This is a genomic window from Erwinia plantamica (assembly GCF_043420595.1).
GTDB lineage: Bacteria > Pseudomonadota > Gammaproteobacteria > Enterobacterales > Enterobacteriaceae > Erwinia > Erwinia aeris.
Map to the genome: position 1 here is coordinate 1 of NZ_JBGCUC010000023.1, position 20,243 is coordinate 20,243.

Consider the following 20,243-nt stretch of genomic DNA (forward strand, 5'->3'; position numbering starts at 1 on the left):
CTTACCGCTCATGGGCACCTCTCTTTCAGCCATCTTAAATGACTCTGAGGTGTCTGTTAAACCCGTGGCGATTCAGTTTCTGCCCAGTTTTTATTCCTTCCTGAGCGCATCATATCAAGTAATGCAGCATCCATTTATGTTCTCCCTTTTTATTACATAGCCGATGATAACCTTTTATTTTTGGCTGTAAACCGTCGTTTAAGCCGGGAATATGTCGGTCTCGATATGTCTGTTTTCTCCGAAACTACCTTAAATGAAACTCTCTGAGGAATCAGAGCCGAAGCTGTCGTCGGATGAGGCTTTCTGCCGAACCGAAAACCAGAGGCCATCGCAGCACCCCGCCCGTCATTGGTTCGTTTCAGAAAGCGCTTACGCTCAGCCTCCGCCACAGCTGCAAGGATCTGAATGATCATTTTGCCCATCGTGCCTTCCGTACTGAGACCATTTTCCAGAAAACGGATGGCACTCCTCTTTTTATAGCAGGTGTCAACGATATGAATCACCTCAGCTTTAATGCGCACGAGGCTGTGTGTTTTTAGTACAAATGATGATGTCGGCTTGTTCAGCCCGGCCAGGCACCGCTTCAGTCCTTCCCGTTCGTCAGTGACCCCGGTCATTATGTCATTAAAAATCTAATTCTTTTGCATACCGGCAGTTTTCGGTTCAGCCACCTGGAGAGTTAACATCCCGTGACTGGTTAATACCCTGGCATAGCCCAGTAAAGGATCGCCTGGAAAACGGAAATATCCTGCTTTAAGTTTCATAAGCCTAACGGGTGATTTTATTTCATTGAGCGCGAACCCTTAACCGTAAGGAATGTACGTAGTGATCACACTATCCGTTAATGGCTTCTCTTATTTTGCTACGCGGTGACTATATACTGTACGCAACGTTCAGTTTGGGATACAGAAACACAGTAGCGCTGCGATTCAAGGTACAGGTAAGAGCAGACAGGTTACAAGGTAGTCTTGGTATGGTTAATTTTCCCTTTTCCAGGCGGGCCCTTGGGGTATTGCTTCAGATTTCGTGTACACGCCCGTAAGTGCCTCACAGCACTAACGCGGAGATAGAGGCCTTGCCATGATCACCCCGATGGCGCACAAGGGGTTCTTCACCGGTACTGGCAGCTCTGACTTTGCAGCGAGGAGGGTTGGTGAAATATGTCAAACCGTAGCCGCCTTTGCCGGGCTACGGTACTACTCACCGACAAAACGGCATTTAAAATCTCCTGACGCTTTCAGGCGACATCAATGGATTGGTATCGAAAGGCTTGTTATACCCGAGCGCTCCTCAGAAGCCTATACCAGACCTTATAAGTACCGCATCCGGGAGGACTGACAACGCCGCTGCCGGTCACGACAATGCGCTTTTGAATTTCAGGCGCCACAGGTTAAACCTCCTCACTCAATTCGATATAGTAAAGGGCGTGATCCCTTCTTCAGAGATCACGCCTGATTAAGCGCTATGGTCGCTTCAAGGCTTCTTCGTCAGCAGAGGTCGGTTTATCAGGACGAATGTTGAACCAGATTGCGTACATAGCGGGCAGGAACACCAGCGTGATGATGGTGCCGCCCAACGTACCGCCAATCAGCGTATAGGCCAGCGTTCCCCAGAACACGGAATGCGTCAGCGGAATAAATGCCAGAATGGCAGCCATTGCCGTCAGTAACACCGGGCGGGCGCGCTGTACCGTTGCCTCCACCACCGCATCAAAAGGTGCCAGCCCTTCCTGCTCATTATGGTGGATCTGTCCTGTCAGGATCAGGGTGTTACGCATCAGGATGCCCGACAGGGCAATCAGTCCAACCAGTGCATTAATGCCAAACGGCTGGTTAAAGAGCAGCAGCGTGGGCACTACGCCGACCAGTCCCAGCGGCGCGGTAAGAAAGACCATCACCATCGCTGACATCGACCGCACCTGCAAAATGATGATTAGCAGCGTCATGGCGATCATAATCGGGAACAGCGGCGCCATCGCTTTCGTCGCTTTACCGGATTCTTCAATCGATCCCGCCTGCTCAATGCGGTATCCGGCCGGAAGCTTATCGATGACCGGCCGCAACGCTTTCATCATTGCCGTAGAAACATCCGGCGGCTGCAGGTTGTCGGCGATATCTCCCCTTACGGTAATGGTCGGAGTACGATCGCGACGGCGCAGAACAGGATCTTCCATTCGTACCTCAACCTCGCCTGCCTGAGAGAGCGGAATGCGCTGGCCGGAAGCCCCCACTAAGGTAAAGCCCGCTATTTTTGCCGGATCGAGCCGGATATCACCTGCAGCCCGTCCCATCACCTGCACCGAACGGATATCCTCCCGCACAGAGGTGATCGGAACCCCTGAAAGCAGAAACTGAAGCTGCTGCGCAACCGCGTTTGTTGTCAGCCCTACCGCCTGAAGGCGGTCCTGATTAAGCGTGAAATGCAGCGTCGGTACCCGTGGCCCCCAGTCGGTGTTGACGGTTCTCATCATCGGGCTGGCCTGCATCACCTTCTCTACCTTATCTGCAATTTCACGCAGGGTGGCGGGATCCGGCCCCATAACCCGGTAGGCCACCGGATAAGGTGAATACGGACCGAACACCAGTTGCGTCACGCGTACGCGCGCCTCAGGCGCCAGACCGCCGGCTGCCGCTTCGCGCAGGCGGAACTTAAGCGCCTCACGTGCATCCTGGCTGTCCGTCAGCACGACAATTTTCGCAAACGACGGATCGGGAAGCTCGGGCGCCATGGCCAGATAAAACCGCGGCGGCCCCTGCCCGATGTAGGAGGTGACGATTTTTGTCTCTTTCTGCTTTCTCAGCCAGGCTTCAATTTTCGCCGTGGTGGCGCTGGTCTCCTCAACAGAGGTGCCATAAGGCATCTGAACCTCAATCAGCACCTCCGGGCGATCGGAAGTGGGGAAAAACTGTTTTTTCACCAGCCCCATCCCGAGAACAGCAACGGCAAAGAGGGCAATAACGGTGCCGGCCACCAGCCATTTTTGCGCGATAACGCGGGTCAGCACCCGTCGAAAGCGGTTGTAATGACGGGTGTTGTAGAGGGCCGTATGCCCTCCCTCTACCGTTTTGATTTGCGGCAGCATCTTCACGCCCAGATAAGGCGTAAACACCACCGCCACAACCCAGGAAGCAATAAGGGCGATACCTACAATCCAGAACATATTGCTGGTGTATTCACCTGCTGTGGACTGTGCAAAACCGTTAGGCATAAAACCAACGGCGGTAACCAGCGTGCCGGCGAGCATCGGGGCGGCTGTGTGGCTCCAGGCATAGGCCGAGGCTTTGATCCGGTCGTAGCCCTCTTCCATTTTCACCACCATCATTTCAATGGCGATGATGGCATCATCAACCAGCAACCCGAGCGCAAGGATCAGCGACCCCAGGGTGATACGGTCAAAGTTTTTGCCGGAAGCCTCCATCACCATGAAGACAATAGCCAGCGTTAACGGCACGGCGGCCGCGACCACAATGCCCACGCGCCATCCCATACTGACGAAGCACACCACCATGACCACCAGCAGCGCGACATAAAATTTGATCATGAACTCATCAACAGCGGAGCTGATGTTGACTGACTGATCGGTGACCTTGGTCAAGGTCATGCCGAGCGGCATACCCTCATTGATTTTGGCCGTTTCAGCATCCAGCGCGCTCCCCAAATCCAGGCCGTTCCAGCCGTCCCGCATGATGATGCCCAGCAGCAATGCCGGTTCACCCTGATTACGGATCAGGAAAGTCGCCGGATCTTCATAGCCACGCTCAACGGTTGCGACGTCAGAAAGTTTCAGGGTTCTGCCCTGCGCAACGATGGGTGTTTCCCGAATTTTTTCCAGTTTATCGAAAGCGCCATCAAGGCGGATAAAGACCTGCGGTCCCTGGGTATCAATTGAACCGGCGGGTGTCAGTACGTTCTGGCTGTTGAGGGCGGAGAAAATATCCTGAGGAGAAATACCCAGCGTGGCCAGCCGGTCGTGGGAGAACGAGACAAAGATACGTTCCGCCTGCTCCCCGATAATATTGACTTTCTTGACCCCTGGGACATGCAGAAGGCGCTGGCGCAACGATTCCGCATCGCGGACCAGCAGTCGCTGTGGTTCCCCTTTTGCTTTCAGCGCAAAGAGCGCAAAGGTCACATCGGAAAATTCATCATTAACCATCGGCCCGATAACACCAGCCGGCAGGTTTTTGGTCTCATCACCCAGCTTTTTACGCGCCTGATAGAATTCTTCCTGCACTTGTGAAGGCGGCGTACTGTCCTGCAGCGACAGCAGGGTAAAAGCCAGTCCGGGACGCGTGTAGGTTTCACTCCGATCATACCACCTGAGCTCCTGCATGCGTTTTTCAAGCGGTTCGGCCACCTGATCCTGCATTTCCTGTGCGGTAGCGCCCGGCCAGGCAGAGATAATCGTCATCTGCTTGACGGTAAAAGGGGGATCTTCAGCCCGTCCCAGTTCGAAAAATGAAAGAACGCCCGCGACCGTAATCAGGATGATCAGGAACAGGGTGATTGAGCGCTCACGAACCGCAAGCGCTGAAAGATTGAATCTCCCCTCGCTCATAGCTGGCTCCCGGCGACGCGGGTGTCGCTTTGTTCCATGCGGACGGCCTCACCGTCATGCAGCAAATGCGCACCCAAAGCAACCACCTGCTCGCCTGGCCTGAGGCTACCCGTTATCTTTGCAGCATCGTCAGCCAAACCCAGCACCTGAACGGACCGCCATGACACTTTGGCGGGCTTACCTGAAATACTCCAGACACCCGGCCCTTTTCCTAGATCATAGATTGCCGCTAAAGGTACCTGCATCACCTGCCGGGCTGCTTTATCTTCTGCAATATGGAGCGTAACGGTAGAACCCAGCGGTGCGCCTGCCAGCATCCCTTCCAGCACATATCTAGCCTCAAAGGTGCGCGTCACGGGATCGGCCGCATCGGAGAGCTGGCGCAGCTTCGCAGGAGACGACTGTTTTCCTCCAGCGTATAACGTTGCATTAGCCTCGCTTCCGGGAGCCGGGCGTAACGTCTCGGGCAGCTGCACAACCGCTTCGCGCTGGCCTGCTCTGGCCAGCCTGACCACAGGCTGCCCTGCACTGACGACCTGGCCCGGCTCGGCCAGCGTATCCATGACCACGCCATCGGCGTCGGCCAGCAGCACGGCATAACCCGTTGCGTTTTGTGCCACTCTGGCCTGTGCCTGAGCCGCACTGAGCTCAGCTTTTGCCGTATCCGCTGCGGCTTTTATCTGGTCGTAGGCCGATGCCGATACGGCGCCTGTAGCGACCAGGCCACGATAACGCGCCTCATCATCAGCCGCCTGTCTGGCACGAGCCTGTGCAGCCGCGACGGTCTGAAGCTGAGCCTGTGCCTGCAGACGCAGGTCAACGGGATCCAGACGCATCAAGGGCTGGCCACGCTTAACGGCCTGGCCGGTATCAACCAGGCGTTCAAGGATCTTTCCCTGAACTCTGAAACCAAGGTCGCTTTGAACGCGTGCGACAACAACGCCGGTAAATGCGCGGGAGGTATCGACAGCACTCACTACGGTTGCGGCTCTGACCAAAGGGGGCTGAGTACGTGGATCGCTGGCGTCGGAAGGCTCGCCGCAGGCCACAAGGGCAAGCGGCAACAGGCATACGGCAAAGGTGGCAGGTTTAAGCCTGTGCATGGGTTCCCTTTTTGATTTAACAGGACGGTGACAGCATTCTCAGACTAGTGACTATTAATGTCAATAGTCACAAAATCAGGGGGCAGGCTTCTCAGTATCAGTGATGGCGGGAGCGCAGCAGCAGCCGGCGTCTTTTCCGGCTGAACCGGACAGATATAAGGCCGCATGACCGGATATATTGCATGTGCAGCCTCGTCCGGCAGCGTTATTCGTTAAAAATCTCCCGCCTGCCGCCCGTTAGCCATGATGCGCTCATTCAGTGGCCGCAGACGTGCTCAGTGTTTGCAATACGGGCGCCTGACAGAAGATATTACCCACCGATTGCTACTCAACGGATTAAGGATTACGTGGAATATGCAGACTATAAGGATCCTGCCAGCCTGGGTGAGCTGGCGAAAAATTTTATTGTTCTGGCATTTCAAACCGGAGGGACTGGTAATTCTTGCGCAGATGCAGGCTCTGATACCCTGGCATAACGCCTCTGATCCCCTTAATCAGAAAGCCGCTACTTATCCCGAAAGCCAGGCAGAGAATAAACTTCTTTGCAGGACTGGCGGGATCACAATTAAGACGTTTAATGACGATATAAAACCCTTCACGGATTTTCTCGTCGGGGCTTCTGAGCCATCGGCTAAAAGAGATGAAACGGTTCAGGCCCTGGCCGGCAGCCATGAGTTCTGGAAGCATGATTTCAGCATTGCAGAAGACAGCAAAACGCATGAGCCCTTTTAATTATTACCCGGGATCCGGGGCTTTATCTTCCGGTTAAAATTTACGCAATGAACAAAAAGAGGTGGCAGAGGTAATTCTTTACGCCTTTAATATCAAAACCAGGTGCGAAAAAGGCATTAAAAATAAAACTACTTGTGACGATACAGGATTTTAAACAGGCCTCGAACGTACCAGCAGGACGGAAATACCATCAGCGATTTGTAGAATTCATGGTTATTTTCCGTTCCTGCTGTTCAGTCAGACCGGGGTTAAATTACGCCAGCGTATCTTACGGCTGGCCTGTTTTTTTCTGGTATTGTGCCATTAAATATTTCTGCTATTCCGGAAAGATGGCAAATGGGCATCATGTTCGCTTTCCGCGATGGTTCCCGTTCCGCTGCTGGAGACAGTTGCACCAGTAGTCAGGCCCGACAAGGCCATACCGGGATTATCTCATTACGCTACTCTGGCAGGCTTTTTTCAGGATTGCCCATCACCATTGCGACGACCAGCCGTACCGCATCTTATAGCGAATAGCGTTTCCGCCTGTGACAGTGAATTAAGCACTAATGCCTGTAAACCCTACAGCAATGTACTTTACGGCTACATTTATGCACCGCGTAACGACAGGCAATAAGGAAAAACCTGAATCGAAACGAACTATAAGTAAGGCTGATTCTACGGTTCATCATTTCATGTTATGTTGCATTGCCTGCAAAAACAGAATTCGTAAGAATCAAAATGGATCTTTATGGATAAAACAATTTATCTTGTCGACGACGATGAATCCGTCATTAGCTCGCTGCAAAATCTTCTCAGGTCGGAAGGCTATCTGATCTCGGCCTTTACCCGCCCGTCAGATTTCCTTGAGCAGAGAGATTATCCTACGCCTTGTTGTCTGATAGTGGATTTGAATATGCCCGGATTTGACGGTTTTGATGTTTCCGTGCACCTTAACGCTCGCGGCCACGTTATCCCCACCATTTTCCTGACCGGCTACGGCACTATTCCGCTCACGGTCAGGGCAATGAAGGCCGGCGCGTTTGAATTCCTGACCAAGCCCGTTATGCCGGACGATTTACTGCGGGTGGTTGCTGACGCGCTTGCGCTGTCTGAAAAAAGCGCGGTTATCTCCCAGGAAAAGCTGGAAATTACCGGTCGATACGCTTCGCTTACTCCCCGTGAAAAAGAGCTGATGCAGTTTGTTCTTCTGGGGCTGCTGAATAAACAGATTGCCGCGGAAATGGGCATCAGTGAAATAACGGCAAAAGTGCATAAGCGCAGGGTAATGGAGAAAATGAAAGTCCGGTCGGTCTCAGAACTTGTCAGAACGGCGGAAAAGCTGGGGCTGCTGCAGGAGATGTAGTCATCCCGGCCCTCTTAAGACGCTCCCGCACGGGGCGGGAGAATATTGAGGCTTACACAACCCCCTCAACCGGCAGGGTAAACCAGAACAGACACCCGCCATCCAGGCGGTTTTCCGCCCGTAGTTCTCCTCCGTGGCGTTTAATTATCTCTTTGCTGATAGTCAGCCCCATTCCCATTCCTTCCGCTTTCGTGGTGTAAAAAGAATCGAAAATCTTTCCTGTTACTTCTTCAGACAGGCCGATTCCGTTATCGGCAACCTCAATACGGATAAGATCGCTGGCGGGATGGGAAGAGGCGATCCGTAAAGTACGCGCGCCGGCATTATTGGCCATCGCTTCAATAGCGTTGATAACCAGGTTAAGCAATACCTGCTGAATTTGTACGCTCTCGCAAAAAACCTCGTCATTTCTGGCAGTCAGATCCAGCTCCAGGGAGACGAAACGGCGTTCAAGCTCGAGCCGGGAGAGAACAATAATGTCTCGCGTAAGGCGATGCATTTTTGCTGGCGCAAACTTTGCAACCTGATTACGTGTGAGCGCCTGAAGACCGTGAATAATATCACCGGCCCTGCGGCCTTCACGGATGATTTCATCAAGGCTTTTGCTGGCGTTTTCCAGATTAGCGGGGTCGCGTTTAAGCCACCGCTGGCTGGCACCGGCGTTGGCCACGATAGACATCAGCGGCTGGTTGATTTCATGTGCGATAGAAGAGGTTAGTTGCCCAACGGCGGTTGCGCGTGCGACGCGCGCCAGTTCCGCCTGAGCGATCCTGACCGCATCCTCTGACTGGCGCTGTGCGGTAATATCCGTAAGCGTGCCGAAATACTCCGCTACTTCCGGCCAGTTTTCATTCGGCTCGCCGATCCCTTTAATGTAACGGCACTCCCCATCATCGCGGACAATCCGAAACTCTGCCTGCATGGTAACGCCCTCACGCACGCTGGTTTCGATCAGCTCTCTGAGGCAGGCAATATCATCCGGATGTACGCGCCGCTGGAACTCGGCCATGGAGGTCGCGACCTGCTCCGCAGGCAGCCCCATGATGCGTTTATATTCATCAGAGATGTACTGGATATCGGGCTCCAGATGCCAGTGCCAGGTGCCGGTATGGCTGATTTTTTCCCCGAGCATCAGCGAGGTCTGGCTGGCGCGAAGCTGCTTTTCAATTTTGCGGCGCTGAATGTTTTCATCGACCAGTTCAGCGTACAGACGGGCCGTTTCCAGCGATACCGCAGCCTGTGCCCCGAGCATGGCAACGATCCTTGAGTGATCGGCGGTGAACACGTCGGGCATTAACCGATTTTCCAGATAAAGCACGCCTACCATCTGCGCCTGTCTGAACATCGGTACGCACATGACCGCCGCGCCGGACGCCACCAGATAGTTATCCTGGCTGAACGGGCTGAACACTTCTGGCTTACCGGTACGGATTTCCTGGCCGGTACGGATCACGGCAGAAAGCACCGAAAGCGGAAGGTCGGTTGCTACGGGCAGCTCCCGCACGATTTTAACCTTAACCCCTTCCGTGGTCGTGGAGGCTCTTGCCTGAATCTCGGGCACATTGCCGTCAATCAGGCGGATCAGCATGCAATGCTGCGCCCCGGCACGCTCCACCAGCATCATCATCAGGATATGGATAAGCCGATCCAGATTGATTTCTTCTGTGAGGGCCCGCATTACGGTCACCATGCTCTGCAAATCGCTTGTGACCGCACTCTGCTCAAAAGATACGGTGCTCAGCGCAGTCCGGGACGTGTGGCTGGCGAGGGCCGGATACTGCGCTTCCAGCTGGCGAACTTTGGCGCCTGCTCCCCAATGCTCCCAGGCCGCCATGGCGCCTTTAATATAGGCATCACCGGCAAACGCCATCTCCCGGGCATACGCCATACGCGCGGCCAGTTCGCAGGCAAGGCCGTTGATATGATGAAATTGCTCCTCATGGGACAGCGTGATAGCTCGTTCAAACTGCTCCGATGCCCGCGCCGTTTCACCTTCAAGGCGAAGCAGCTCCGCGCGCAGCAGCGCCTCCTTGTCTGAAAACGTTTTCGCGTTTTCATTTGACCATGTCACGATCCTGTCGAGGTGCTTCCCTAACTGTAGCCGTAACGCGTCGGTCATAGAGCCGGAGCTGAGCGGTATCGTGACCGAAAGCGCGCTGTAAAGATGAAAATCGAGCATATGCACATGCCCCGGGATCAGCGCGGTAAACGGCGCGGCCTCTTTAAACCACCGTTGTGCGTCGGCGTATTCGTTCGCAAAAAAATGCGCCATCGCTTTATAAAGACGCAACCAGAACTGCATCAGATACATGGGTTCAACGGCATTTTCAGGTTTAACCACCGCCAGCACCGGCGTGACGAAATGATTACCGGTGAAGAGGCCGTCCCTGGGCTTACGCAGAAAAAGAACGTAGTCCAGCTGCATCCCGAGGATCACTTCAACGTCTTTATACTGCGCCTTTCTGACAAACAGCAGTCCGCGCGTAATTGACGTATGCACCCCGTCAAGATGGTCGCCGCGGGCAAGATAGTTCATGATGAGATGGCGCAACGCCAGGCAGGCAGATGTGCGATCGCCCGTTTCCACCCCAACGTCGAAAGCGGCTTTTGCCCGTTCAATGGCATAGGTCAGCGGCATCGTCCAGACGCTGACCTGATCCAGCGGCAGCAGCGTACGGGCTTTAAAACTGACGAAGTCATGCTTATAGACCAGCTCCCGCGCCAGAAGCGTGCTGGCAAAGCCACGACTGTATTCATCATAGCGATCGCCACACACCACTCCGTACCAGGAGAGGGCCAGCGTCGAAGCTCCGCTCAGGCCGTGCGCCATCGACAAATGCAGCAGCCTGCACAGGATTATAAAATGCAGCCGCGGATTAATGAAGGCGGCAAAGGTGCTGGCGCTGGCCAGCAGATCCATCACGGCTTCCGTGTTTTTGCAGGTAACCAGCGGCAGAGAACGGAAACGGGTATAGGGATTTTTCCCTACGTCCTCCTTCAGGACGATCCTTGCTTCATCACACTCTTCCTGAGCCGGGTTGCGGTTCAGCTGGATGCCAAACACCGCAAGCCAGGCGAGCGCCGTTTCCAGCGCAAGCTTGCTGTCCGACTGGCGCATATGAATTTCGGCAATCAGGCAGGCGGCCTCCGCTTTGTCCGCGACTTCACCAGGCGAAGCGTGGATCGCCGCGCTTAATTTCAGCGCGGCGGGCAGATTGCCGTTCAGGAACTCACACTCCGCTTCTTCAAGCAAAAATTCGCCGCTTTCTGCCTTACCCGCGCCCTGGTTAAGCAAACGAGCGGTTTGCAGGTAACGCAGCGCTGAAATATAGTCGCCCATGGTTTTGGCGCGCCTGCCGGCTTTAAGTAGCAGCTGACAGAACCGCGCTGCATCTGGCGTAAGAAGAGAAAGCGTTTTGACAGCAAGCAGATGATGCGCCGCCCGGAAAAGCAAAGCGTTGGTAACATCAAGGCTGGATTCGTGAATGTAATAAAGCGCAGCAGCGCAATGGAAGCTGTCTTTATCTTCATCGTTCAGAAGATTAAGCGCCGCCTCGTGCATGGTGTCATGCATAAAGGCATATCCCGCCTCATTCAGCGTTATCAGCCGGGCCGTGACGGCCGGCAGAAGCGTTCGTTCTATTTCCGAAACGGGAACAGTGATAATCCTGCTCAACACGTCCAGCCCGCCAGCGCTGCCCAGCGACGCCAGCCTGCCCAGAAGATGCCGGGTCGGCAGCGGCAACGAGGTCAGATGCCGCAATACGCTGGCTGCAACGTTCGCCGTATAGTGGCAGTTTCTGAGGGCCTGCGGATCGCAGCTCCATTTTAATGGCGCATGATGGGTAATCAGCCCGTCCCGAACGGCCTGACGAAAAAATTCTCGGGTAGCGAGCGGATTACCGGCCGTTTTTTCGTGGATCACCCGGGCCAGTTCGCTTGTTGCCGAGCTGCGGGTATGAAAAAGTCCCGCAAGCCAGTCGGCGATGTTTTTTTCGGAAAGCGGTTCCGGCGTGATATCGGTAATGCGGACCGCACAGGCCCGTATACGATTCAGGTTGCCGGCGATGGTAGGACAGGGCAGCGAGACGCTGTCACGATAGGTAATCACCAGCAGCAGGGGAATATCTTCGCTTAAGCTCAGCAGATTCTGTAACAGGAGCAGCGTAGCCCGATCGGCCCAGTGCACATCGTCGATAAGCATGACCAGCGGCCGCCCGGAAGCCGTAAACGCCTTGACCAGGCTGCAGGCTACAAGATTGAAGCGATCTTTTGCATCAAGGGGATGCGAGTGCATCTGAACGGCGGCTTTCTGGTTGAGAAGGATGCCCAGCTCGGGAACCAGGTTAACAGCCAGGCCGGCATATTCTCCCAGCAGGCGCGTAATGTGGGTTTTCCAGCGCGTCATTTCCTGGGTGGGAAGGCCCAGCACATGGAGAGTCAGCGTCCTGAATGCGGCAGTAAAAACGGCATAAGGCAGGACAGGCGAATGCTGGTCTGCCTTCACGACGGTAAGCAGCGCTTTCTTATGGCGTAGTAATTTCAGCGCAGATCCGATTAGCGACGATTTCCCTGCGCCGGGCACCCCGCTTATCGCCACCAGACTGTGCTTGCCGCTGCTGCTGACCTCATCAAAAGCCGCCAGAATATCGGTTGCCTGCGGATGATCTGTACACAGGCTATCGGGTGAATAGTCCGCCGGCTGTGAATCCTGTAGCCCGAGCGTAAAAGATGCAATCATGCCGCCCGGCATCAGCGTGGCCGCACACCGGCCGAGATCGGCGAGGACGCCCTCAGCCGTCTGATAACGGTATTCCGGCGATTTGGCCAGCAGCCTGAGAATAATTGATGACAGAATAAGCGGGACGTCAGGACGAATAAGGTGGGGCGGTAACGCTTCCGAGGCAATATGGTGATGCACCCATTCGGCGTGCCTGCCTTCAGCGCTGCCGTAGGGCAGCCTGCCGGTCAGCAACTCATAAAGCACGATCCCCAGACTGTACAGGTCGCTTACCCGACTGACGGGATGGGCAGAGCGGGAAGTGTGTTCCGGGGACATGTACGCCAGCGTTCCACCTGCCACCGGCAGACGAGGATGCTGAAGTAGATCGTTGTCGATGAATGACAGCCCAAACCCGCCAAGATAAACGGTTCCGTTATCGTTATAAAAAAAGTTTGCCGGCTTGATGTCGCCGTGCACCAGCCCCTGCTGATGCATGCTGCCCAGCGTATGGCAGAGCATTGCGGCGCGGCCAAGAAAGTCGGGAATGCCGCCGGGCGGCATACACAGCATATCCGCCAGGGTACGATAATTAAACGTCCTGTAGATCAACGCATAGCGGCCCTTAAAAAGGGTATGCCGCTGGGGCTTCAAAGCCCAGCTTTCCGCCAGGCTGGCGCGAAGGGCATACTCGTTTTTAAGCAGCTGTGTGACGTGGAAAACCGCCTCTTCACTGGCTGCCGTGGCCAGCACAAAGGTTTCGCCGGTGGTGGCGTGTCGGCACAAAAGCCAGTCGATATTGCCCTCCTGCGCCAGCTGGCTAAAAGCAATATCCTCTGACAGCATCATTTCATCGCTTTCTGCGGCATTCAACTCCTGCGGATCCATACTCATTGAGGGGCAGCCTTTGAGGAGAACTCCTGACGGATGTGTTCAAACAACGTATCAATTTCGATGGGCTTTGGCAAAAACGCGATGGCGCCCAGATGAACCGCATACCGCAGCATGTTTTCATCGCCGCTGCCGGAAATGATAATACCCGGCGGCTTTTCCAGCCGCCGGGTAAGATTGATAAAAAGCTCAAAACCATCCATGCCCTGCAGTTGCACATCGATAATAAAAAGCGCGGCAGTCGCCATCGCTGCTTCATCGCCAAGAAGAGATTCTGCCGACTCGAAGGCATCGGTAAGATAACCTTCAGACTGAAGCAGGTTGGTCAGGCCATTGCGGACAGAACGTTCATCATCGACGACGACGATGCGCTGCGGCAGCTGCATGCTATGTTCCTTTATAAAGCTAAGGCCTTGGTGAGGCGCTTCCCTGGAAGGTTTAGTCGCCCGAAGACGGTGGGTTGTCGCCAATTTTATGGTGATACTCATGGCGAAACCAGCGCAGGTTAACGGGCTGACGGCTAAGCAGACGTTTTATCAACGGGATAATATGTTCGCCGATCTGCATGCCTGCCAGGCCTGCCAGCGCAACGAACGGCGGCGCCGGAGAGCTCACGTCCAGAACGGCGTAAATAACGCCTGCCAGAACGCCGACCGCCAGCGAAACAGAATAGGTCTTTAACATATCAGCCTGCCTGTTTTGCGATAAGGGATGGCGATACCGGGCTTTTCTCGGTGACGGCCTGGATGTGTAAGCCAGAGGGTGCCCGGGCTATTGGTACATTGTTCAGCAGCTTTCCGCCCAGCGTGCTGCCGATGACCATGCCCAACAACCCGACAAGCGCCACGGCAGGCGGAGCAGGAGAGCGGACTTTGAGCAGCGAATAAACCAGCCCGATCAGCGCGCCCGCGCCCAGAGAAATGATTAAAGGACTCACAGATCCTCCTTTCCAGGATAGCCGGCCAGCCCGGTAAGGGGCCAGCCGGATCGATTAACGTACCGGTGCGTGTACTGGCGCCAGGGTACGGTGCTCGCTCTTCTGACGAGAAGGCGCTTTGTGCACCATGGTGTAGGCGTAGTCGACGCCGATGCCGTAAGCGCCTGAATGCTCTTTGGCAATGTCCATAACGGCGTTGTAAGTGTCTTTGTGCGCCCAGTCACGCTGCCACTCCAGCATCACCTGCTGCCAGGTCACCGGGATCACGCCAGCCTGGATCATGCGCTGCATCGCATAGTCGTGCGCTTCTTTAGTGGTGCCGCCGGAGGCATCAGCCACCATATAAATTTCGTAATCGCCTTCCAGCATGGCGCACAGCGCAAAAGTGTTGTTACAGACTTCGGTCCACAGGCCGGAAACCACAATCTTCTGCTTGCCGTTGGCCGCCAGCGCATCACGAACTTTCTGGTCATCCCATGAGTTCATTGAGGTGCGCTCAAGAATGTCCTGGCCCGGCAGCGCGTCCAGCAGTTCCGGGAAGGTATGGCCGGAGAAGCTTTCGGTCTCAACGGTGGTCAGTACGGTCGGAATGTTGAAAACTTTGGCCGCTTTAGCCAGCGCAACGACGTTGTTTTTCAGCACCTGACGATCGATCGACTGGACGCCAAAGGCCATCTGGGGCTGCTGGTCGATAAAGATAATCTGGCAGTTCTGCGGCGTCAGTACTTCAAGTTTACGGTTAGTCATGTTTTGGCCCATTGAGGTGAGTGTTCCGAAGGAAATACGGCGGTTAATCAACGGCCCTGAAAACGTTATCAAATGCCGTCGTTACGCCGGGTAACTGTCTGCTCGCAGTGTAAGAACCTTTTTATTTTCAAACTATTATCTATAGGTATAACTATACGAACGTATACTTATCCCTTTGTATAACTAGACGCTCTCCTGGCCTCCTGAACATAATCCAGCCATCCCACCAGCCTGCTTTACGGCAGGAAAATTCTCTGTCCGCAGTGGTTACCGCCGCTTCGGCACTCTCATTCAGGAGCTTTTATGGTTACCCTTGGTAAAGCCGACGTCATTCTCACTAACGGCCGATTTCACACCGTCGATCGCGAAAATCCTGTTGCCGATGCCGTGGCCATCCGCGACGGTAAGTTTCTGGAAGCAGGCAGCCTGGCGGAAGTCATGCAGCATCACTGCGAAGGCACCAAAGTCATCGACCTGAAGGGCCACGTTGCCGTGCCGGGCCTGAACGACTCGCATCTGCACCTGATCCGCGGCGGCCTGAACTACAACCTTGAGCTGCGTTGGGAAGGCGTGCCTTCCGTTTTTGACGCGCTTCGTATGCTTAAAGAGCAGGCGCTGCGCACGCCGTCGCCTCAGTGGGTACGCGTAATAGGCGGCTGGACCGAGTTCCAGTTTGCCGAGCGCCGCATGCCAACGCTGGATGAAATTAACGAAGCGGCGCCCGATACGCCGGTATTCGTTCTGCACCTGTATGACCGCGCGCTGCTCAACCGCGCCGCGCTAAAAGTCGTGGGCTATACCAAAGAGACGCCGAACCCGCCGGGCGGTGAGATCCAACGCGACAGCAACGGTAACCCGACAGGGATGCTGATCGCCCGCCCTAACGCCATGATCCTTTACGCCACGCTGGCAAAAGGGCCAAAGCTGCCTTTAGAGCAGCAGGTAAACTCAACCCGCCAGTTTATGCGTGAGCTGAACCGGCTTGGCCTCACCAGCGCTATCGATGCGGGCGGCGGTTTCCAGAACTATCCGGAAGATTATGCAGTGATCGCCGAGCTGCATGAGAAGCAGCAGATGACCATTCGCATCGCTTATAACCTTTTCACTCAGCGTCCGGGACACGAGCTGGAGGATTTTGAAAAGTGGACGGACATGCTTACGCCGGGCCAGGGCAGCGACTATTTCCGCCACAACGGCGCGGGTGAAATGCTGGTTTTCTCTGCGGCCGACTTCGAAGACTTCCTGGAGCCGCGTCCGGATCTGGCGCCGGGCATGGAGGATGAGCTGGAGCGCGTGGTTCGTCATCTGGTGGAGCACCGCTGGCCGTTCCGCCTGCATGCCACCTATGACGAGTCGATCGGCCGCATGCTGGACGTCTTCGAGAAGGTCAACCGCGACATTCCGTTTAATGGCCTGCACTGGTTCTTCGACCATGCCGAAACCGTCACCCAACGCAATATTGACCGTATTAAGGAGCTGGGCGGCGGTATCGCGGTACAGCATCGCATGGCGTTCCAGGGAGAATACTTTGCCGAACGTTACGGCATCGAGGCTACCCGGCATACGCCGCCGGTGGCGCGCATGCTGGAAACCGGCGTGCCGGTCGGTCTTGGCACCGACGCCACGCGCGTCGCCAGCTATAACCCCTGGACCGCGCTCTACTGGCTGGTCTCTGGCCGCACCGTGGGCGGGATGCAGATGTATGACGTCAATGCCCGGCTGGATCGCGACACCGCGTTAATGTTGTGGACACAGGGCAGCGCCTGGTTTTCTAACGAACAGAATAAAAAAGGCCAGATCAAAGCCGGCCAGCTGGCCGACCTGGTGGTACTGAGCAAGGATTACTTCAGCGTGCCGGATGAAGAGATCAAGGGCATTGAGTCGGTACTGACCGTAGTCGATGGCAAAATCGTTTACGCTGCCGGCGCTTTCAGCAGCGAAGCGCCGCCGTCGATACCGGTATTGCCCGAATGGTCGCCGGTGGTAAAGGTGCCGGGCCACTATCGCAGCGCGCCGCCAGCCACGACAGCGCGTGTGGGAATGCAGCAGATGCCTCATCAGTGCAGCGGCCCGTGCGGCGTGCACAGCCACTCGCACGGTATCGCCCGTGGCGCTAACCTGCCGGTATCCGAGGAAAACGCCTTCTGGGGGGCGCTCGGCTGCAGCTGCTTTGCGTTCTGATAATGATGAAACCTTTATTTTCTCAGCCGCCCCGCATCGATGCGGGGCTGTTCTTCCTGCGCCTTACCGGCTGCCTGCTGTTGCTGTATGTACACGGCCTGCCAAAGGTATTCCATTTCAGCGAAGAACTGACGCGTATCGAGGATCCCTTTGGCCTCGGTCCTTATATGAGCCTGCTGCCGGCTATTTTTGCCGAAGTGATTTGCCCGCTATTTATCCTGGCCGGCGTATTCACACTCCCAGCCTGCCTGTCCGTTATCGGCGTGCTGCTGGTCGCCATGGTGTTTGTTCATCCTGACTGGAGCATGGTGGAAGGTCAGTTTGGCTGGCTGCTGTTGATTATCTTCACCACGCTGGCCATAACCGGCCCGGGACGGTGGCGGCTCGGTGGCGGTACGCGAAGAGAGGTACGTTATGGCGCAGGTTAACGATATTAACGATGTGACCGGGAGCGAGGAGATCGCTCCCGCTCCGGCGATCGCGTCCCCCTGGCAGCCGCTGCGTCAGCCGGTGTTTCGCATGCTGTGGCTCGCCACGGTTGTCTCCAATATTGGCTCATGGATGAACGATGTGGGCGTCAACTGGACTATGCTGACGCTCAGCGCCGATCCGCTGAGCGTGGCGCTGGTTCAGGCGGCAAGCAGCCTGCCTATGTTCCTGTTCGCGCTGCCTTCCGGCGTGCTGGCCGACATTATCGATCGCCGTAAATACCTGCTGTTTTCTCAGCTCTGGGTATTCATCGCGGCAGCGGGTCTGACAGTGCTTTCGTTTACAGGGCACGTCACCCCACTGGTGCTGCTGATCGCCGCCTTCCTGATGAGCATGGGCGCCGCCATGAGTTCGCCGCCTTTTCAGGCCATCGTGCCGGATCTGGTGAAAAAGGCGGAGCTGGGGCCGGCTATCGCGCTGAACTCGCTGGGTATTAACATCAGCCGCGCCATCGGCCCGGCGCTCGGCGGGCTGATCCTGTCTTTTGCGGGGCCGTGGATGGTGTTCCTGCTCAACGCCCTCTCCGTGCTGGGCGTCGCCTGGGTGCTTTACCGCTGGAAAGAATCCCCCAACGTGCAGCGCCTGCCGCCGGAGCATTTCTTTTCGGCGGTGCGCGCGGGCCTGCGCTACGTGCATGCTGCGCCGGTGCTGCGTAACGTGCTGGTCCGCACCGTGGCGTTTTTTGTGTTTGGCAGCGCCGGTTGGGCTTTGCTGCCGCTGGTTGCCCGTCGCGAACTCGGTCTGGGACCCGGCGGCTACGGCATTATGCTGGCCTTTATCGGCGTAGGCGCCATCTGCGGGGCGGTGCTGCTGCCTCGCCTGCGCAAGCATTTCAGCGCCGATCGGCTGATGGTGCTGGCCAGCCTGCTGTTTGCCATGACCCTGCTGGCGCTGGCGTTTATCCGCCATTTCTGGCTGCTCAACGCCTTTGAGTTCTTTACCGGCTTTGCCTGGATCACCGTGCTCTCCACCCTGAATCTGGGGGCGCAGCGCAGTGCGGCAAGATGGGTTAAAGCGCGTGCGCTGGCTGTTTATCTGACCGTGTTCTTTGGCTCGATGACCGTGGGCAGCGCGGTCTGGGGGCAGCTGGCTTCGCGCTACGGCATTCCGCTTTCGCTGTGCACCGCAATGCTGGGGATGGTGCTGGCCAGCCTTACCGTGCTGCGCTGGCGACTGGATAAGGATCCGGATCTGAATCTGGACGTCAGCGAGCTCAGCGAGCCGGTTCCGACGCTGAACATTCATCACGATCGCGGGCCGGTCAGGGTGAGCTACGAATATCAGATCCGCGCAGAAGACGCGCACGCGTTTACGGTCTGTATGCAGGACATGAGGCGCGTTCGCCGTCGCGGCGGCGCCATAAACTGGGCGCTTTATGAAGATATCTTCCAGCCCGGCATTTTCGTTGAAACCTTTGTGGTCGGATCCTGGATGGAGCAACTGCGGCAGCTTGAGCGCTACACCATGAACGATCGCAAAATTCAGAGCCGTGTTTACGCATTTCACCAGGCCGAACAGACGCCCGTTGTACGGTATCTGATTGCGCCTGAATAACCGCTGCTTTTTCATTCAACATCGCAAGGAAAAGACAATGAGCACGATTAAAACTGCTGACGGTACGCAAATTTACTTTAAAGACTGGGGCAAGGGTAAGCCGGTGCTGTTCAGTCACGGCTGGCCGCTGGACGCGGATATGTGGGACAACCAGCTGAACTTTCTGGCTGAAAACGGCTATCGCGTCATCGCTTTCGATCGCCGCGGCTTTGGCCGTTCGGATCAGCCGTGGACCGGCTACGATTACGATACTTTCGCCTCGGATATCAACGAGCTCATCACCAGCCTTGATTTGCAGAAGGTGACGCTGGTCGGCTTTTCGATGGGCGGTGGCGACGTTGCGCGTTATATCAACAACTACGGCACCGCGCGCGTGGATGGCCTGGTGCTGCTTGGCGCGGTAACGCCCGCCTTCGGTAAGTCCGATGATTTCCCGCAGGGCGTCGACCAGTCCGTTTTTGCCGGCATCCTGGCGGGATTGCGCCAGGATCGCGCGCAGTTCATCAGTGATTTTGCCGTACCGTTTTACGGCACTAATGCCGGCCAGACGGTTTCAGAAGGCGTACTGACCCAGACGCTGAATATTGCGCTGCTGGCTTCGCTCAAGGGCACGCTGGACTGCGTTAAGGCATTTTCCACCACCGACTTCCGTCCGGATATGGCGAAAATCGACGTGCCCGCGCTGGTTATTCATGGCAGTAACGATCAGGTGGTGCCGTTTGAATCAACCGGCAAGCTTGCCGCGGAGATGATTACAGGCGCGCAGCTGAAAGTGTATGACAATGCGCCGCATGGCTTTGCGGTCACCCATTCCGACCAGCTGAACGTGGATCTTCTGGCATTCCTGAAATCCCTTTAAGGACAGCGTAAGGCCTTGGTTTTAGGCTTATACAGGAGCACAGACCGGCTTTTCAGCCGGTTTTTTGCTTCGTGCTTCTCTTGCACGGGCAGCTGCAGACCTGCAGTCGGAAACCGGCACATCCGGA

General features: G+C 55.8%; 14 protein-coding genes and 1 pseudogene. 6 read left to right on the forward strand and 9 right to left on the reverse strand.

All coding sequences use genetic code 11. The annotated features are described in order from the left end of the window. Nucleotides 1-152: 152 nt before the first annotated feature. The 4 genes and pseudogenes from AB3U87_RS19520 to AB3U87_RS19535 all read right to left on the reverse strand — a co-directional run bounded on the left by AB3U87_RS19520 (nt 153) and on the right by AB3U87_RS19535 (nt 5,661). A complete protein-coding gene (locus AB3U87_RS19520; RefSeq protein ID WP_301731043.1) occupies nt 153-617 on the reverse strand; it encodes a recombinase family protein in 465 nt (154 codons plus the stop codon). A 645-nt stretch (nt 618-1,262) separates the two neighbouring features. Further along, nucleotides 1,263-1,375 (reverse strand): annotated as a pseudogene (locus AB3U87_RS19525) (hypothetical protein); the annotation flags it as partial. Between the two features lie 87 nt (nt 1,376-1,462). After that, nucleotides 1,463-4,558, reverse strand: coding sequence for an efflux RND transporter permease subunit (locus AB3U87_RS19530; protein ID WP_394150176.1), 3,096 nt, complete (start codon nt 4,556-4,558; stop codon nt 1,463-1,465). Further along, on the reverse strand, nt 4,555-5,661 hold the full coding sequence (locus AB3U87_RS19535) for an efflux RND transporter periplasmic adaptor subunit (protein WP_394150178.1): 1,107 nt from the start codon (nt 5,659-5,661) through the stop codon (nt 4,555-4,557). Before AB3U87_RS19535 ends, AB3U87_RS19530 begins: the two co-directional genes overlap by 4 nt. A 354-nt stretch (nt 5,662-6,015) precedes the next feature. On the opposite strand from AB3U87_RS19535, the gene AB3U87_RS19540 reads away from it, so the two are divergent. Both AB3U87_RS19540 and AB3U87_RS19545 read left to right on the forward strand, forming a co-directional pair. Further along, the gene (locus tag AB3U87_RS19540; RefSeq protein ID WP_394150180.1) at nt 6,016-6,393 is read left to right on the forward strand and encodes a hypothetical protein; all 378 of its coding nucleotides are present in this window, start codon (nt 6,016-6,018) and stop codon (nt 6,391-6,393) included. Nucleotides 6,394-7,123: 730 nt separating this feature from the next. Further along, nucleotides 7,124-7,738, forward strand: a complete 615-nt coding sequence (locus tag AB3U87_RS19545) for a response regulator transcription factor (protein WP_301253003.1) — start codon at nt 7,124-7,126, stop codon at nt 7,736-7,738. A gap of 52 nt (nt 7,739-7,790) precedes the next feature. Here AB3U87_RS19545 and AB3U87_RS19550 read toward each other — a convergent pair whose 3' ends face one another. From AB3U87_RS19550 to AB3U87_RS19570, 5 genes are read right to left on the reverse strand one after another with little or no spacing between them, the layout of a single operon-like run. Then, nucleotides 7,791-13,352 carry an ATP-binding sensor histidine kinase gene (locus AB3U87_RS19550; RefSeq protein ID WP_420883678.1) on the reverse strand — a complete coding sequence of 1,854 codons (5,562 nt, stop codon included), beginning with the start codon at nt 13,350-13,352 and terminating at the stop codon, nt 7,791-7,793. Further along, nucleotides 13,349-13,735 carry a response regulator gene (locus tag AB3U87_RS19555; RefSeq protein ID WP_253461381.1) on the reverse strand — a complete coding sequence of 129 codons (387 nt, stop codon included), beginning with the start codon at nt 13,733-13,735 and terminating at the stop codon, nt 13,349-13,351. Before AB3U87_RS19555 ends, AB3U87_RS19550 begins: the two co-directional genes overlap by 4 nt. A 52-nt stretch (nt 13,736-13,787) precedes the next feature. Further along, the gene (locus tag AB3U87_RS19560) at nt 13,788-14,033 is read right to left on the reverse strand and encodes a DUF1427 family protein (RefSeq protein ID WP_253461383.1); all 246 of its coding nucleotides are present in this window, start codon (nt 14,031-14,033) and stop codon (nt 13,788-13,790) included. Nucleotide 14,034: 1 nt separating this feature from the next. Further along, entirely contained in the window at nt 14,035-14,286 is a 252-nt protein-coding gene (locus tag AB3U87_RS19565; RefSeq protein WP_253461385.1) for a DUF1427 family protein, read from the reverse strand. Nucleotides 14,287-14,340: 54 nt separating this feature from the next. After that, nucleotides 14,341-15,033, reverse strand: coding sequence for a hydrolase (locus AB3U87_RS19570; protein ID WP_253461387.1), 693 nt, complete (start codon nt 15,031-15,033; stop codon nt 14,341-14,343). 303 nt (nt 15,034-15,336) lie between these two features. Here AB3U87_RS19570 and AB3U87_RS19575 point away from each other — a divergent pair, with 303 nt between their 5' ends. From AB3U87_RS19575 to AB3U87_RS19590, 4 genes are read left to right on the forward strand one after another with little or no spacing between them, the layout of a single operon-like run. Then, the gene (locus AB3U87_RS19575) at nt 15,337-17,214 is read left to right on the forward strand and encodes an amidohydrolase (RefSeq protein ID WP_253461389.1); all 1,878 of its coding nucleotides are present in this window, start codon (nt 15,337-15,339) and stop codon (nt 17,212-17,214) included. 2 nt (nt 17,215-17,216) lie between these two features. Continuing rightward, nucleotides 17,217-17,642: a DoxX family protein gene (locus AB3U87_RS19580; protein ID WP_369896913.1), complete on the forward strand. Its 426-nt coding sequence runs from the start codon at nt 17,217-17,219 to the stop codon at nt 17,640-17,642. Next, nucleotides 17,629-19,257, forward strand: a complete 1,629-nt coding sequence (locus tag AB3U87_RS19585; RefSeq protein ID WP_301253007.1) for an MFS transporter — start codon at nt 17,629-17,631, stop codon at nt 19,255-19,257. The genes AB3U87_RS19580 and AB3U87_RS19585 overlap by 14 nt, the downstream gene beginning before the upstream one ends. Before the next feature lie 37 nt (nt 19,258-19,294). Then, nucleotides 19,295-20,116: an alpha/beta fold hydrolase gene (locus AB3U87_RS19590; protein ID WP_301253008.1), complete on the forward strand. Its 822-nt coding sequence runs from the start codon at nt 19,295-19,297 to the stop codon at nt 20,114-20,116. Nucleotides 20,117-20,243: the final 127 nt, after the last annotated feature.